11 protein-coding genes and 1 other annotated feature are annotated in these 13,975 nt (G+C 36.0%); of the genes, 5 read left to right on the top strand and 6 right to left on the bottom strand.

Translation table 11 applies throughout. The features are described from left to right. Positions 1-4 precede the first annotated feature (4 nt). The gene (locus tag AB1I62_RS03495) at positions 5-673 is read left to right on the top strand and encodes an ABC transporter ATP-binding protein (RefSeq protein ID WP_002363221.1); all 669 of its coding nucleotides are present in this window, start codon (positions 5-7) and stop codon (positions 671-673) included. Positions 674-730: 57 nt separating this feature from the next. On the opposite strand, the gene AB1I62_RS03500 is transcribed toward AB1I62_RS03495, so the two are convergent. The 5 genes from AB1I62_RS03500 to AB1I62_RS03520 form a co-directional block, all read right to left on the bottom strand. After that, positions 731-1,294, bottom strand: a complete 564-nt coding sequence (locus AB1I62_RS03500; protein ID WP_048737330.1) for a class I SAM-dependent methyltransferase — start codon at positions 1,292-1,294, stop codon at positions 731-733. Further along, the gene (locus AB1I62_RS03505; protein WP_048737328.1) at positions 1,294-2,262 is read right to left on the bottom strand and encodes a TIGR01212 family radical SAM protein; all 969 of its coding nucleotides are present in this window, start codon (positions 2,260-2,262) and stop codon (positions 1,294-1,296) included. The genes AB1I62_RS03500 and AB1I62_RS03505 overlap by 1 nt, the downstream gene beginning before the upstream one ends. A gap of 15 nt (positions 2,263-2,277) precedes the next feature. Beyond that, positions 2,278-2,928 (bottom strand): phosphatase PAP2 family protein, encoded by a 651-nt coding sequence (locus AB1I62_RS03510; RefSeq protein ID WP_002355669.1) that lies wholly within the window; start codon positions 2,926-2,928, stop codon positions 2,278-2,280. 171 nt (positions 2,929-3,099) lie between these two features. Further along, on the bottom strand, positions 3,100-4,125 hold the full coding sequence (locus AB1I62_RS03515) for a DUF4097 family beta strand repeat-containing protein (protein WP_014862125.1): 1,026 nt from the start codon (positions 4,123-4,125) through the stop codon (positions 3,100-3,102). Beyond that, positions 4,125-4,811, bottom strand: coding sequence for a DUF1700 domain-containing protein (locus AB1I62_RS03520; protein ID WP_002361297.1), 687 nt, complete (start codon positions 4,809-4,811; stop codon positions 4,125-4,127). Before AB1I62_RS03520 ends, AB1I62_RS03515 begins: the two co-directional genes overlap by 1 nt. 289 nt (positions 4,812-5,100) lie before the next feature. Between AB1I62_RS03520 and AB1I62_RS03525 the strand changes: the two genes are divergently transcribed. From AB1I62_RS03525 to AB1I62_RS03540, 4 genes are all read left to right on the top strand, one after another. Further along, positions 5,101-7,326: an autolysin gene (locus tag AB1I62_RS03525; RefSeq protein WP_141407720.1), complete on the top strand. Its 2,226-nt coding sequence runs from the start codon at positions 5,101-5,103 to the stop codon at positions 7,324-7,326. A 50-nt stretch (positions 7,327-7,376) separates the two neighbouring features. Further along, positions 7,377-7,609: a binding site (T-box leader), on the top strand. A gap of 120 nt (positions 7,610-7,729) precedes the next feature. After that, on the top strand, positions 7,730-10,144 hold the full coding sequence (leuS, locus tag AB1I62_RS03530) for a leucine--tRNA ligase (RefSeq protein WP_221595564.1): 2,415 nt from the start codon (positions 7,730-7,732) through the stop codon (positions 10,142-10,144). A 212-nt stretch (positions 10,145-10,356) separates the two neighbouring features. Then, positions 10,357-11,937, top strand: a complete 1,581-nt coding sequence (locus AB1I62_RS03535) for a membrane protein (protein WP_048737527.1) — start codon at positions 10,357-10,359, stop codon at positions 11,935-11,937. After that, complete coding sequence (locus AB1I62_RS03540; RefSeq protein ID WP_002376017.1) at positions 11,903-12,841, top strand: glycosyltransferase family 2 protein; 939 nt, start codon at positions 11,903-11,905, stop codon at positions 12,839-12,841. Before AB1I62_RS03535 ends, AB1I62_RS03540 begins: the two co-directional genes overlap by 35 nt. Before the next feature lie 611 nt (positions 12,842-13,452). Here the strand turns inward: AB1I62_RS03540 and AB1I62_RS03545 are convergent. After that, a complete protein-coding gene (locus AB1I62_RS03545; RefSeq protein WP_002355676.1) occupies positions 13,453-13,896 on the bottom strand; it encodes a hypothetical protein in 444 nt (147 codons plus the stop codon). Positions 13,897-13,975 lie beyond the last annotated feature (79 nt).

The following is a 13,975-nucleotide window of genomic DNA, read 5'->3' on the forward strand; positions in this document are numbered from 1 at the left end:
AGACATGGCAAATGTTTTAGAAATGAAAAATATTTATAAAAAATATGGTGAAAAACATACAGAAGTGATCGCGTTAAAAGAATTATCTTTTGCGGTTCAACCAGGTGAATTTGTCGCAGTAATTGGTCCTTCTGGTTCTGGTAAAAGTACCTTTTTAACGATTGCAGCTGGTTTACAGGCACCGACAAGTGGTGAAGTCATTGTTGGCGGGCAATCACTAAATAAGTTAACGAAAAAACAACGTTTGGCGCAACGTTTTCAAAAAATCGGCTTTATTTTACAAAGCTCTAATTTGGTGCCATTTTTAACAGTGGAAGATCAATTTCACTTAATTGAAAAAGTTGATAAGTCACGTAAAAATAGTGAATTAAAAGAGCAATTGTTAGAGACGTTGGGTTTAAAAGAATTACGAAATAGTTATCCTCGTGATCTCTCTGGTGGGGAAAGACAACGGGTAGCCATTGCGTGTGCATTGTATCATGAGCCAGACGTAATTTTGGCAGATGAACCAACGGCTAGTTTAGATACAGAAAAGGCATTTGATGTTGTCCAATTACTAGCGAAAGAGGCCAAAGAGAAAGATAAAGGGATTATCATGGTGACACATGATGAGCGTTTGTTGAAATACTGTGATCGAGTGGTTCGTATTCGTGATGGTGAATTGACAGAGTAACAAAACAAATAAAAGAGAACATGATCGGATTGCTGGAGACAATCCGACCATGTTCTCTTATTTCTTTTCAATACAGAAAAGAACAGGTGGCTGATTTTTTTGATTGATAAACTCATAACGTAAGACACTGTAAATATCTTGTGGTAAGGCTTGCGTGTAATTCGTGACCAAATCAAGTTCCTCTGAACCACCTTCGTGGCCATAATAAACGACTAAAATAATGCGACTTCCTTTTACCAAATGAGGCAGTAACCCATCTAACGCCTGTTTAGTCGTAGTGGGTTTTGTAATAATTTCCTTATTACTTTTAGGTAAATAGCCTAAGTTAAAAATAGCGGCAGTGATTTCTGTTTCTTCATCTAGGACAGCATGAAGATGTTCATGTCCTAATGGAAATAACGTAGTTTGTGGGAGTAAATTAAGTTCTGTTAACTTTTGTTCTGTATTGATCAACGCTTCTTTTTGGATATCAAAGGCGAAAACTTCACCAGAAGGGCCAACTAGCTCTGCTAAGAATGCTGTATCATGACCATTTCCCATTGTTGCATCAATGACGAAGTCGCCAGGTTCCACCACTTCTTTTAAAAGTTGGTGACTAAAATGTAGGGCTGTTTGTAGCATTAATTGAAAACTTCCTTTCCTGAAATGACAGTATATTTTCCTTGATAACTGTTGCGGCGTTTCATTTCCACATCAATCGCATTGAGAACTTCCCATTTTTTCAAGCTCCACATCGGTCCGATAATTGTTTCAAAGGGAGCATCGCCTGTCAAGCGATGAATAACAATTTCGGGTGGAATCATTTCTAACTGATCACAAATCACTGAAACATAGGCTTCTTTACTCATCAATTGTAAGCGTCCTTCATTATAATCCCGCATCATTTTGGTATTTGTCATTAAATGAAGTAAGTGCAGTTTAATCCCTTGGATATCTGAATCCTGAATAGTTCGCCGCACATTTTCGCGCATCATGGCAGGTGTTTCACCAGGTAGCCCGTTAATTAAATGTGTACAGACCCGAATCCCGTGTTTCCGTAATTTAGCTACACCATCTAGATATGTTTGATAATCATGAGCACGATTAATGGCAGCGCTAGTTTCCTCAAACGTGGTTTGCAAACCCAACTCTACCCATAAATAAAAGCGTTCATTTAATTCAGCTAAATAGTTCACCACCTCATCAGGCAAACAATCAGGACGGGTACCAATGGATAAACCAACGACACCTTTTTCATTGACTACTTGTTCAAACCGATGACGAATAACGTCAACGGGCGCATGTGTATTGGTGAAATTTTGGAAGTAAACAATGTATTGATCGACAGTTGGCCATTTTTGATGCATCAATTGGATTTCTTTTTGAAATTGAAGCGGCAGGGGATCGCTAGGTGCAACAATCATGTCGCCTGAGCCAGAAACACTACAGAACGTACAACCACCTTTGGCAACCGTCCCATCACGATTGGGGCAATCAAAGCCACCATCAATTGGCACTTTAAAAATCTTTTCACCAAACTGTTGACGAAGTGCATAGTTCCAAGTGTGATAGCGTTTATTTGGATCATCTGAATAAGGAAAAATTTGCATAATCAAGACTTCTTTCTAGCGTTGTTTGCTTTGAAATCGCCAAACAAAGCGTTTTTCTAAATAAATAGGGTAACTTAATAACAACCAAGCTAAACCAAGACAAAAACCACCTAAGATATCGCTAGGGAAATGGACACCTAAATAGATTCGACTAACCCCAATCATGAAAATCCCAATACCTAGTAAAATTTGCACACAAAGGCGGACCGTTTTATTCTTAATGAAAATTGGCAGAATCAATAAAATAGTGCCGTAGAACAAGGTGCTTCCTACAGCATGTCCGCTAGGAAAACTATACGTATGTTCAGTTACTAAATGCTCCAAAGTAGGACGTTGGCGCATAAAGAATAATTTTAATAAAGAATTACCTACGCCAGCAATTAAGGCAGTATTAATAAAGAGCCATAATGCTTCAGCATAATATTTCCAAACAATAAACAGAGCAATGACAACGATTGCTAAGATGATAATCGTCAATGAATTGGCAAATTTGGTGTACCAAATAAAAAAGTTATTTAACTGTGGAAAAGGACGACGAACAAAAGAAGTAATCGTTTGATCAAAGCCTTTGAGCCAGGTTGGATAAAAACGAACAACATAGCCTAAAAACATAAATACTAAAAGAAAACAACTACCTGCAAATTGATAATAAAGTTTGTTTTTCATAAAAAATCCTTTCAAAATTTAATCGCAACAATCCGTATTATACCATCAAAAGGGTAAAAAATTAAAAGATAATTTCATTGCCTGATTTGGAGGGGATACAGATATTAAAAAAGTTCTGGCACCACAATTTCTCATTGTGGTGCCAGAACAGATGTTTTAACTGGCACATGTTTATTGATTATCATCATCAGGAGTATCAACGGTAATATCGCCGAATTCGCTAGAAAGGTTAAACTCTGTATCCGCACGACCATTCTTATAAGATGTTCGCTCTTTGTTTAAAAGTTGAACATCGCCTAATTTTGATTCACCTTTGATTGAAATGTTACGCAAAATTTCTCCAGAATTTACATAAATATCTCCATGGACAAGAGCGACAGTTAATTTTTTAGGCACAGCAGGCATGTCTAAAGAAAAATCACCATTTTCACTTGAAAAGTTAGCTTCTCCTTTGAAATCATAGACGCTAATATCGCCATCTGTCGTTGTTGCTTGGATGTTTCCACGAGCATTTTGCACTCGAATATCACCAGAAGTAGTCGTATTTTTGATTTCATCGAAATAGGCTGAATCCAACGTTATATCGCCGTCAGTGGTTTCAACTGTTGCTGTTTTAGCGGAAGTATCCGCTGAAAGGTAGATACCATCTGAAGAGTTAAGCGTCATTTTTTTGGCTTTAACACCCGATAGACTAACATAAGAATTTGGTAGATTAGTTGTTAATTCGTCTACGTTAAAAGCATTCAATGAAACTTGTGAATGGGTTGAGCCATCAATCACTAACTTTTTCACATTATTAGGAATCTGGACACTCACGTTCGGTGTGAGGTCATTAAAAATGCCAATATTAAAAAATGACAACTCGGGTTGGTTTTGTGTACGAGTGGTATTGATGGTTGCTGTTATTTTATTTTTTTCTTCTTTGACATCTAAGGTGCCTTCAGCTTTTGAATAAAAGGCATTATTCGGTGATCGTAACCCCATTTTGTTACTATCAGTTTTATAAATGGTATAAGGGCCTTTGCCTTTTAAGGATAAGTGAAGTTCTTCGCCTGCTTGTTTATTTTTTAGTGTATAACTTTCTTTTAGCGGTGTGACTGATTTTTCCGCTTGCTTGTAATAATAGACGGCGCCAGATCCACCAATTAGCATCGCTAAGACAGCAATGGATAAGAGAATCCCTGTTGTTTTTTTCATTAGATATCACCTCGTAAAACAGCAATGTTCCATTGGAAATAACGCTTAAAGACATGTGCTGAAAATTTTAAAATTGGTAGAAACAGTAACCAACCAATGATTGATGCACCAAATAAAAAGAGACTCATAGATAATTGGAAAAAGGAAGCGGCATTTGCTTGAGTAATAACACTATAAATACCATAAATTGGTGAAAATAAAGTTGCAGCTCCGGCAATGCCACAACCGACGTACATTAAGGCAATCCCTAAAATAACCCAAAACATGAAGAAAAAATTTAAACAGAAAATACCAAGCACTTGGAAAAATCGGGTTAGCGGCCGATGCTGTGGTCGTTGATAGTAAGGAGAATCATTATCATAGTAAAATTCAGATTCTTCTTCATAGGGATGATCATAAGCAGGTGTAGCCGCTGGAATTTCTTGCCAGCCATTATTTTCAATTTTTCGTTCCGTCAATTCAATGCCTTGTTCTTTTAAAATTTCTTCTGCGATAACTCGTGGTTTCCCCAATGATTTTGCCACTTGTTCTTCTGTTTCGCCTTCCGCAACACGAGCATCAAATAACGCCTTGTATTTCGCAAGAATAATAGCTTGATCTTTTGGATTTAACGCTTTTAAATAAATTTTCAGCTCAATAATAAAATGTTCTTTATTCATTCCGCTCCCTCTTTCTACACGATTCATTTCTCATCTTAAACTATAATTTCTTTTTGGGCGAATAACAAGAGGAATTACAAAAATCAGACTAAGGTAAAGAAGCGTCTACAACTAAAGTCGCAGTTTTTTTCCGAGTAGTAACAAGAGAGGAAATCCATGTTAAAAAACATTACTTCTTTACAATCTAGTTACAGTAATATGAAATTTTGTTGAAGTGTTTTTAATTCGCCAGAAAAAAAGGTATACTTGTTATAATAACAAAACTAAAAAATTACATTTACATATAAGTTAAAAAAGGAAAGTTGGGGACGTATCAATGAAGAAAGAATCAATGTCACGTATCGAAAGAAGGAAAGCACAACAAAGAAAGAAAACGCCAGTACAATGGAAGAAGAGCACTACTTTATTCAGCTCGGCGTTAATTGTTTCATCTGTAGGAACGCCCGTTGCGTTACTACCAGTGACTGCTGAGGCAACAGAAGAGCAGCCAACAAATGCGGAAGTTGCCCAAGCACCTACTACGGAAACTGGCTTAGTAGAGACACCAACAACAGAAACTACGCCAGGAACTACGCCAGGAACTACGGAACAACCGACAACGGATTCGTCAACAACGACTGAATCGACAACTGAATCATCAAAAGAAACACCAACAACACCAAGTACCGAGCAACCAACAGTTGATTCAACTACACCTGTGGAATCAGGAACGACTGATTCTTCAGTAGCAGAAATCACGCCAGTAGCTCCTTCAACAACCGAGTCTGAAGCAGCGCCTGCGGTTACACCCGATGATGAAGTAAAAGTACCAGAAGCTAGAGTAGCTTCTGCGCAAACTTTTTCAGCGTTATCACCGACGCAAAGTCCTTCAGAATTTATTGCCGAGTTAGCTCGTTGTGCACAACCTATTGCGCAAGCCAATGATTTATATGCATCAGTGATGATGGCTCAAGCAATCGTTGAAAGTGGTTGGGGGGCAAGTACGTTATCTAAGGCACCAAACTATAACTTATTTGGGATTAAAGGCAGCTACAATGGACAATCTGTCTATATGGATACATGGGAATATTTAAACGGCAAATGGTTAGTGAAAAAAGAACCTTTCCGTAAATATCCTTCTTACATGGAATCATTCCAAGATAATGCGCACGTGCTAAAAACAACTTCTTTCCAAGCGGGCATTTACTATTATGCTGGGGCTTGGAAAAGCAATACAAGCTCGTACCGCGATGCAACTGCTTGGTTAACAGGTCGTTATGCGACAGATCCTAGCTACAATGCTAAATTAAATAATGTCATTACCGCATATAACTTAACTCAATATGATACACCATCTTCTGGTGGAAATACTGGGGGCGGAACAGTTAACCCAGGAACAGGCGGCTCGAACAATCAATCAGGAACGAACACGTACTATACTGTAAAATCAGGGGATACCTTGAATAAAATTGCCGCGCAATATGGTGTGAGCGTTGCTAATTTACGCTCATGGAACGGCATCTCTGGCGATTTAATTTTCGTTGGTCAAAAACTTATCGTGAAAAAAGGTGCTTCAGGTAACACTGGTGGCTCAGGCAGCGGTGGTTCTAACAATAATCAATCAGGAACGAACACGTACTATACTGTAAAATCAGGGGATACCTTGAATAAAATTGCCGCGCAATATGGCGTGAGCGTTGCTAATTTACGCTCATGGAATGGCATCTCTGGCGATTTAATTTTCGTTGGTCAAAAGCTCATCGTGAAAAAAGGTGCTTCAGGTAACACTGGTGGCTCAAACAACGGTGGCTCTAACAATAATCAATCAGGAACGAATACGTACTACACAATTAAATCAGGCGATACCTTGAACAAAATTGCCGCCCAATATGGTGTGAGCGTTGCTAATTTACGCTCATGGAATGGCATTTCTGGCGATTTAATCTTCGCTGGTCAAAAAATTATTGTGAAAAAAGGTACTTCAGGTAACACCGGTGGCTCAAGCAATGGTGGTTCTAACAATAATCAATCAGGAACGAATACGTACTACACGATTAAATCAGGCGATACCTTGAACAAAATTTCTGCACAATTCGGTGTTAGTGTGGCTAACTTACAAGCCTGGAATAACATCAGCGGTAGTTTGATTTTTGCTGGTCAAAAGATTATCGTGAAAAAAGGTGCCAACTCAGGTTCAACGAATACGAACAAGCCTACGAATAATGGTGGCGGTGCGACAACATCCTACACGATTAAATCAGGTGATACGCTGAATAAAATTTCTGCACAGTTTGGCGTGAGTGTTGCTAATCTACGTTCATGGAACGGGATCAAAGGCGATTTAATTTTTGCTGGTCAAACAATCATCGTGAAAAAAGGCGCTTCTGCAGGTGGCAATGCTTCTTCAACAAATAGTGCATCAGGCAAACGCCATACAGTTAAAAGCGGTGATTCACTTTGGGGCTTATCAATGCAATACGGAATCAGCATCCAAAAAATCAAACAATTAAATGGCTTAAGCGGGGATACAATTTATATTGGTCAAACTTTAAAAGTTGGTTAATTTAAGATTGAAAAAAATAGCTATCTTTGGTAACATGAGTCTTATAATAGAAAAAAACAATGAGAAGGAATAGTAGAAAGAACCATGTGATAGAGAGCGTATGGCTGGTGGAAATACGTACAGAAGCTTTTGAACTCGCCTTTAAGTTACTTTTTTGAACAAACCAAGTAGGAAAAGTCGGTGACGATCGTTAAGACGTTTGAGGTTAAGGTGACGGTGACTGACCGTTTCTTTGACGAATTTAGGTGGTACCACGTTGCATTTGTATGTTCACGTCCTATAGGAATTTTTCCTATAGGACTTTTTTTTATCACTAAGTGGCTAGTTTAAGTCAGAATAGTGACAATGGCTGCAGGTGGCAAATTTTAAGAATGAAAAATTTTATATTACTAGGAGGAATAACATGAGCTACAATCACAAAGAGATTGAGAAAAAATGGCAAAAATATTGGGCTAAGAACAATTGTTTCAATACATTGGACGACCCAAATAAAGAAAAATTTTATGCACTAGATATGTTTCCCTATCCATCTGGACAAGGCTTACACGTAGGTCACCCGGAAGGCTATACAGCAACCGATATTCTTTCACGTATGAAACGTGCGCAAGGCTATAATGTATTGCATCCAATGGGCTGGGATGCGTTTGGTTTGCCAGCAGAACAATATGCGTTAGACACAGGAAATGACCCAGCTGAATTTACTAAGAAAAATATCGAAACATTCCGTCGCCAAATTAATTCACTAGGATTCAGCTATGATTGGAATCGCGAAATTAATACCACTGATCCTGAATATTACAAATGGACACAATGGATATTTACAAAATTATATGAAAAAGGGTTAGCTTATGAAGCAGAAGTTGCGGTTAACTGGGTACCTGAACTAGGAACTGTTATTTCAAATGAAGAAGTCATTGATGGAAAAAGTGAACGTGGCGGTTATGATGTGGTTCGCCGACCAATGCGTCAATGGATGCTGAAAATTACTGCTTATGCAGATCGCTTATTAGAAGATTTAGAGCTTGTTGATTGGCCAGAAAGTATTAAAGATATGCAACGAAATTGGATTGGACGTTCTGAAGGAGCCAATGTGACCTTTAAAGTCGCTGGCACAGAAGAAAGTTTCACGGTGTTTACAACCCGTCCGGATACCTTGTTCGGTGCAACCTATACTGTTCTAGCTCCTGAACTAGAACTAGTGAAAAAAATTACGACACCTGAACAAACAGCAGCTGTAGAAGCATATATTGAAGAAACCTCAAAAAAATCTGATTTAAATAGAACAGATTTAGCAAAAGAAAAAACAGGTGTTTTCACAGGTGCGTATGCTATAAATCCAGTCAATGGCCAAGAAATTCCAATTTGGATTGGCGATTATGTTTTAGCAAGCTATGGCACAGGCGCAATCATGGCGGTCCCAGCGCATGATGAACGGGATTACGAATTTGCGAAAACATTTGGCATTGATATCCTACCAGTAATCGCAGGTGGCGACATTACAACAGAAGCCTATACAGGGGATGGACCGCATATCAATTCTGATTTCTTAAATGGATTAAACAAAGCAGAAGCCATCGCTAAAATGAATGAGTGGCTAGAAGAAAATCACGTAGGGAAAAAAGAAGTATCCTATCGTTTACGTGACTGGTTATTCTCTCGTCAACGCTACTGGGGTGAACCAATTCCTGTGATCCATTGGGAAGATGGAACAACCACAACGGTTCCTGAATCTGAGTTACCTCTACGTTTACCAGTAACATCGGATATTCGCCCAAGTGGAACTGGGGAATCGCCATTAGCAAACATTGATGAATGGGTCAATGTCGTCGACCCTGAAACTGGCATGAAGGGAAAACGTGAAACGAATACTATGCCACAATGGGCTGGAAGCTCTTGGTATTACTTACGATTCATTGATCCTCATAATAAAAATGAAATTACTGATTTTGAAAAATTAAAACGTTGGTTACCAGTTGATATCTATATTGGTGGTGCCGAACATGCGGTGCTGCATTTACTTTATGCTCGTTTTTGGCATAAATTCTTATATGATATTGGTGTGGTTCCTACCAAAGAACCTTTCCAAAAATTATACAACCAAGGTATGATTTTAGGAGAAAACAACGAAAAAATGTCTAAATCACGTGGCAATGTTGTAAATCCCGATGATGTGGTGGCTAAATATGGTGCGGATACGTTACGTCTTTATGAAATGTTCATGGGCCCATTAGATGCTTCCATTGCTTGGAATGAAAATGGCTTAGAAGGAAGTCGTAAATTCTTAGATCGCGTTTGGCGTCTGATTGTTGATGAAGAAGGCAAAATGCGTGACCGAATTACCACAATTAATGATGGCCGTTTAACGAAAGTTTATCATCAAACGGTTAAAAAAGTGACAGAAGATATGGCAAACTTGCACTTTAATACAGCGATTTCTCAATTAATGGTTTTTGTGAATGAAGCCAATAAAGTGGATGCCTTACCTTATGAATATGTGGAAGGATTTGTCCAATTACTTGCGCCAATCGCGCCACATATTGGTGAAGAACTATGGCAAATTTTAGGTAACGAGGAAAGTTTAACTTATGTCCCTTGGCCAACCTATGATGAAGCAGCCTTAGTAGAAGATGAAGTGGAAGTAGTTTTCCAAGTGAACGGAAAATTACGTGGCAAACAAAATGTCGCTCGTGGGTTAAGCAAAGAAGAATTAGAACAAATTGCAATGAACCATGAAGCTGTTAAAGAATTTATTGAAGGAAAAACAGTGCGCAAAGTGATTGCTGTTCCAGATAAATTAGTAAATATTGTTGCAAATTAAGTTATATGTTTTAATACTAACTAGTAATATTCATTTATACTCATATGAAATTTCCGATAGTTTTTAACTAGAGACTATCGGAAATTTATATAAGAATGAATAGGATATTTCATGTTACAATTTCATTGCATTATTTATTTTTTATAAAAATAAGAAATTTTTTTAATTGTTAGTGTATTCTATTTGGAGGTTTATGAGAAAGGATAAAGATAATGAAAATAGAAAATTCAATTTTTAAATTGATAAATATAGTCAGTTCATTAGTCATTTTGTTGACTATTTTTGGAGCTGTTCAATCCGATAATTTAAACTTGTCAGAATTAAAAGCGTCTCACCTGATTTGTATTCTATTTACAATATTTGCCATGACAATGTTGACAGTTTCTAGCTATTATAGAAAAAGATTCCTTATTTTTTTTGAGAATATGATGTTTTTTTTGAAAAAACATCTGAAAAAAATAACATTTATATTGATTACCATTACAGTTGTTTTACAAATAATTATTGTAGTAGTAACTACCGTTCCAATTAGTTGGGATGTTGGTAGTATTTTTAATGGGCTAAAAAACTTAGATACAACCAATGAATCCATTAGCAATTATTTATCGATGTATCCTAATAATTCTTTTTTCTTTTTTTTAATGTTGGGAATTATTAATTTAGTAAACCACTTTTCTCCTAATATTGGTAATACATGGCTTTTTTGGCAGTTATTGAATATAGTTGTTTTAGATACGGGCATAGGTGTATTAACAGTAGCAGCTAATAGACTTTTTTCGAAAAGAGTTAGTTATCTAGTTTTATATCTATCTATGTTTAGTCTAGCATTATCACCATGGTTATTAGTTCTTTATACTGATAGTCTTTCTTTTATGTTTGTTTCTTTAGTACTATTGGTTTATTCTTTTCTTGGAAAAAAGAATAAACATCATTTTATATGTATTCTTTTTTTAGGGATATTATGTGGAATTACCTTTTTGATTAAACCTTCTGCAATTATTTTTTTAATTGCTTGGACAATAGTATTTATAGTAATTTTTGTTGCAAATTACAAAAAAAACAGGAAATATATTAACATATTCAGCGTTTGTTTATTTGTTATAGGAATGGTAAGTTCAGTAACTACATTTACTATTTATAAAAATCAACAGACGGTTATTCAATATGATAAAGAAAAACAATTTCCTATGACACATTGGATGATGATGGGTTTAACTGGAAGTGGCGGTTATAACTCACAAGATGTATCAACCATGAGTAAGTTTAAAACAACTAAGGAAAGGAAAGAGTATGCAGGGAAGACAATAAAAAAAAGGCTCCAAGATTATGGAGTAGGCGGTTATCTGAAATTTATTATCAAAAAGCATTTTAATAATACTGATCGTGGTGATTTTGGTTGGGGAAGCGATGGAATTCCTCAAAAACCAGAAAATAAATCTAAATCTAAATTTCAGAGTTTTCTCAGAGATTTTTACTATCAGCAAGGAAAAAGAACAAGAACACTCCGTTTTTATATGCAAATTTTATGGATATTTACGTTATTTGGTATGTACTTAACAACGGTCTCCTTTGATAAAAAACAAATTTTATATAGAGAAATTATCATAAAGCTTACTATTATTGGAGCTATGATGTTTCTACTATTATTTGAAGGTGGTCGCTCACGCTATTTAATTCAATTTTTACCATTTTTCTATTTACTTTCAGCAATCGGATGGGAAAGTGTGTTAACAGCAACTAATAGGAGGAAAAAAGAAAATGTCAAAACTTTTTATAGTAGTACCATGTTATAATGAAGAGGAAGTACTACCTATTTCCAGCAAGGTATTGTTGGATTTTTTAAAACGAATGATTGCTAAGAATAAAGTAAGTACAGAAAGTTCCATTTTGTTTGTGGATGATGGTAGTAAAGATAAAACATGGGCTATTATTAAAAGACTATCTGAACAAGAAGAACATTTTAAAGGTCTTAAATTTAGTCGCAACTTTGGTCACCAAAATGCACTTTTAGCTGGTATGACGACAGCGGTTCAATTTGCAGATATGATTGTTACGATTGATGCAGATTTACAAGATGATGTCGAGGCAATTGAGGGAATGATTGATGCTTATCATGATGGAAACGATGTTGTTTATGGCGTTCGTAGTAACCGTGATACAGATACCGCGTTCAAAAGAAAAACTGCAGAAATGTTTTATTCATTTATGAATAAACTAGGTGTGAATACCGTACCAAACCATGCAGATTTTCGTTTGATGAGCAATCGGGCGACTAAGGTATTACTAACTTTTAAAGAAGAAAACTTATTTTTAAGAGGGATGGTTCCATTAGTTGGATTTCCTAGTACAAAAGTTTATTATTCAAGAAATATTCGAGTAGCTGGTGAGTCAAAATATCCGCTAAAAAAAATGCTTAATTTTGCTATGGAAGGCATTACTTCCTTTTCAATTGTACCAATTAAAATGGTTAGAAACATAGGGTTTATTACTTTATTAATTGGTATCTTTTATATGATTTATAGTTTGATACAACATTTTACAGGAAATGTTGAAGCTGGTTGGTCTTCTCTTATCATCAGTATCTGGTTTTTAGGGGGAATTCAATTAATCAGTCTGTCTATTGTGGGCGAATATATTGGTAAAATTTATTCCGAAGTTAAGGGGCGACCACGTTTTATTATTGAAGAAGAAGTCTAAATTAAAAAATAGAATTTTTTAGTAAAATACAAAATTGAGCTCGAATACCGGCTGGAGAAATCTAGTCGGTATTTTTATGAAATGAAACGTTTACTGTATTGAACACTGAACCGAAGTTTCGTTTTGCTTCGCTGATAATTAGAGGAAATCAATTTATTAATTTCTTTTGTCAAGAATTGCTTTTATATTCGAGTGTTTAGCAATATGGAAAGGACAAAACTTTATCATTAAACAAATCAAGAAAAGGATTCAGCTAGAGCATCATTCTTAATTAGGATGTTCCGTTTTGATTATGTTTCGAATGCTTAAATTCAGGTGTATCCGTTGGCAGTTTTTTGATGAAGGACCTTAAAATTAAATTTTTCTACTATTTTGACTCATTCTTGTACAGTGGAATATGAAGAGATATTAAATTGCTTTGTCCAGTGTTTGATAGCATCTATTCTCCATTTTGATAAGCTTTTACTACTTTGTTCTTGAATGTATAATCATATTTTGCTAGTTTAAATACGCCTTCAAAGTTAGATTTTTGTTCTAATTTTGGAGGCGTAATACATTTTTTCATTTCTTTTTTGTATAGTAAAAGTTAATAAATAATGAAAATCTATTTTCTAAGTTTGTCGTTGTTGGTAATTGGTTAAGATCATACGTGAAAAGGGACCGACAATCAGCAATTGATAAGGAAGGGCAACAATAAAGTTCAGGCCCCAAGCTTGGAAATACGCACTTAGTGACAACGTCTGGCCTTCCATTAATAAGCCAAATAAAGACATACAAGTCACCATGCCGATAATCATGAGACTCGAAATGGTCAGAATAAGTAATAGCCGTTTTTCTTTATTAAAGGGTAAAGAAAAAGCGATTTTCTTAGCTAAGACACCAACGATGAAAACGTCTAAAATAAAAGCAACGATAAATCCAGGAAGCAAACCTTTTGATAAGGCGTACAATGAAAATTCTCCATGCAATAATAAATTATAGGTGCTCATTCCGAAAACCATCAGAAAGCACATTAACGTAGTAAAAAGCATTCCTTCTTTTTTATTAGTAGGCATTTTTTTCTCCTTTCATTTATTGAGAGTAATGATTGTTCTAGGCAGAAAAGGACAAATTCTCTCGACTTTTACTAGTGTA

Origin of the sequence: Enterococcus sp. AN402, from assembly GCF_040719405.1 — a bacterium.
In the GTDB taxonomy this organism is placed as follows: domain Bacteria; phylum Bacillota; class Bacilli; order Lactobacillales; family Enterococcaceae; genus Enterococcus; species Enterococcus faecalis.

Coding starts and splice junctions, on each gene's coding strand:
- AB1I62_RS03495 (WP_002363221.1), top strand. CDS start 5: ATGGCAAATGTTTTAGAAATGAAAAATATTTATAAAAAATATGGTGAA.
- AB1I62_RS03500 (WP_048737330.1), bottom strand. CDS start 1,294: ATGCTACAAACAGCCCTACATTTTAGTCACCAACTTTTAAAAGAAGTG.
- AB1I62_RS03505 (WP_048737328.1), bottom strand. CDS start 2,262: ATGCAAATTTTTCCTTATTCAGATGATCCAAATAAACGCTATCACACT.
- AB1I62_RS03510 (WP_002355669.1), bottom strand. CDS start 2,928: ATGAAAAACAAACTTTATTATCAATTTGCAGGTAGTTGTTTTCTTTTA.
- AB1I62_RS03515 (WP_014862125.1), bottom strand. CDS start 4,125: ATGAAAAAAACAACAGGGATTCTCTTATCCATTGCTGTCTTAGCGATG.
- AB1I62_RS03520 (WP_002361297.1), bottom strand. CDS start 4,811: ATGAATCGTGTAGAAAGAGGGAGCGGAATGAATAAAGAACATTTTATT.
- AB1I62_RS03525 (WP_141407720.1), top strand. CDS start 5,101: ATGAAGAAAGAATCAATGTCACGTATCGAAAGAAGGAAAGCACAACAA.
- leuS (WP_221595564.1), top strand. CDS start 7,730: ATGAGCTACAATCACAAAGAGATTGAGAAAAAATGGCAAAAATATTGG.
- AB1I62_RS03535 (WP_048737527.1), top strand. CDS start 10,357: ATGAAAATAGAAAATTCAATTTTTAAATTGATAAATATAGTCAGTTCA.
- AB1I62_RS03540 (WP_002376017.1), top strand. CDS start 11,903: ATGTCAAAACTTTTTATAGTAGTACCATGTTATAATGAAGAGGAAGTA.
- AB1I62_RS03545 (WP_002355676.1), bottom strand. CDS start 13,896: ATGCCTACTAATAAAAAAGAAGGAATGCTTTTTACTACGTTAATGTGC.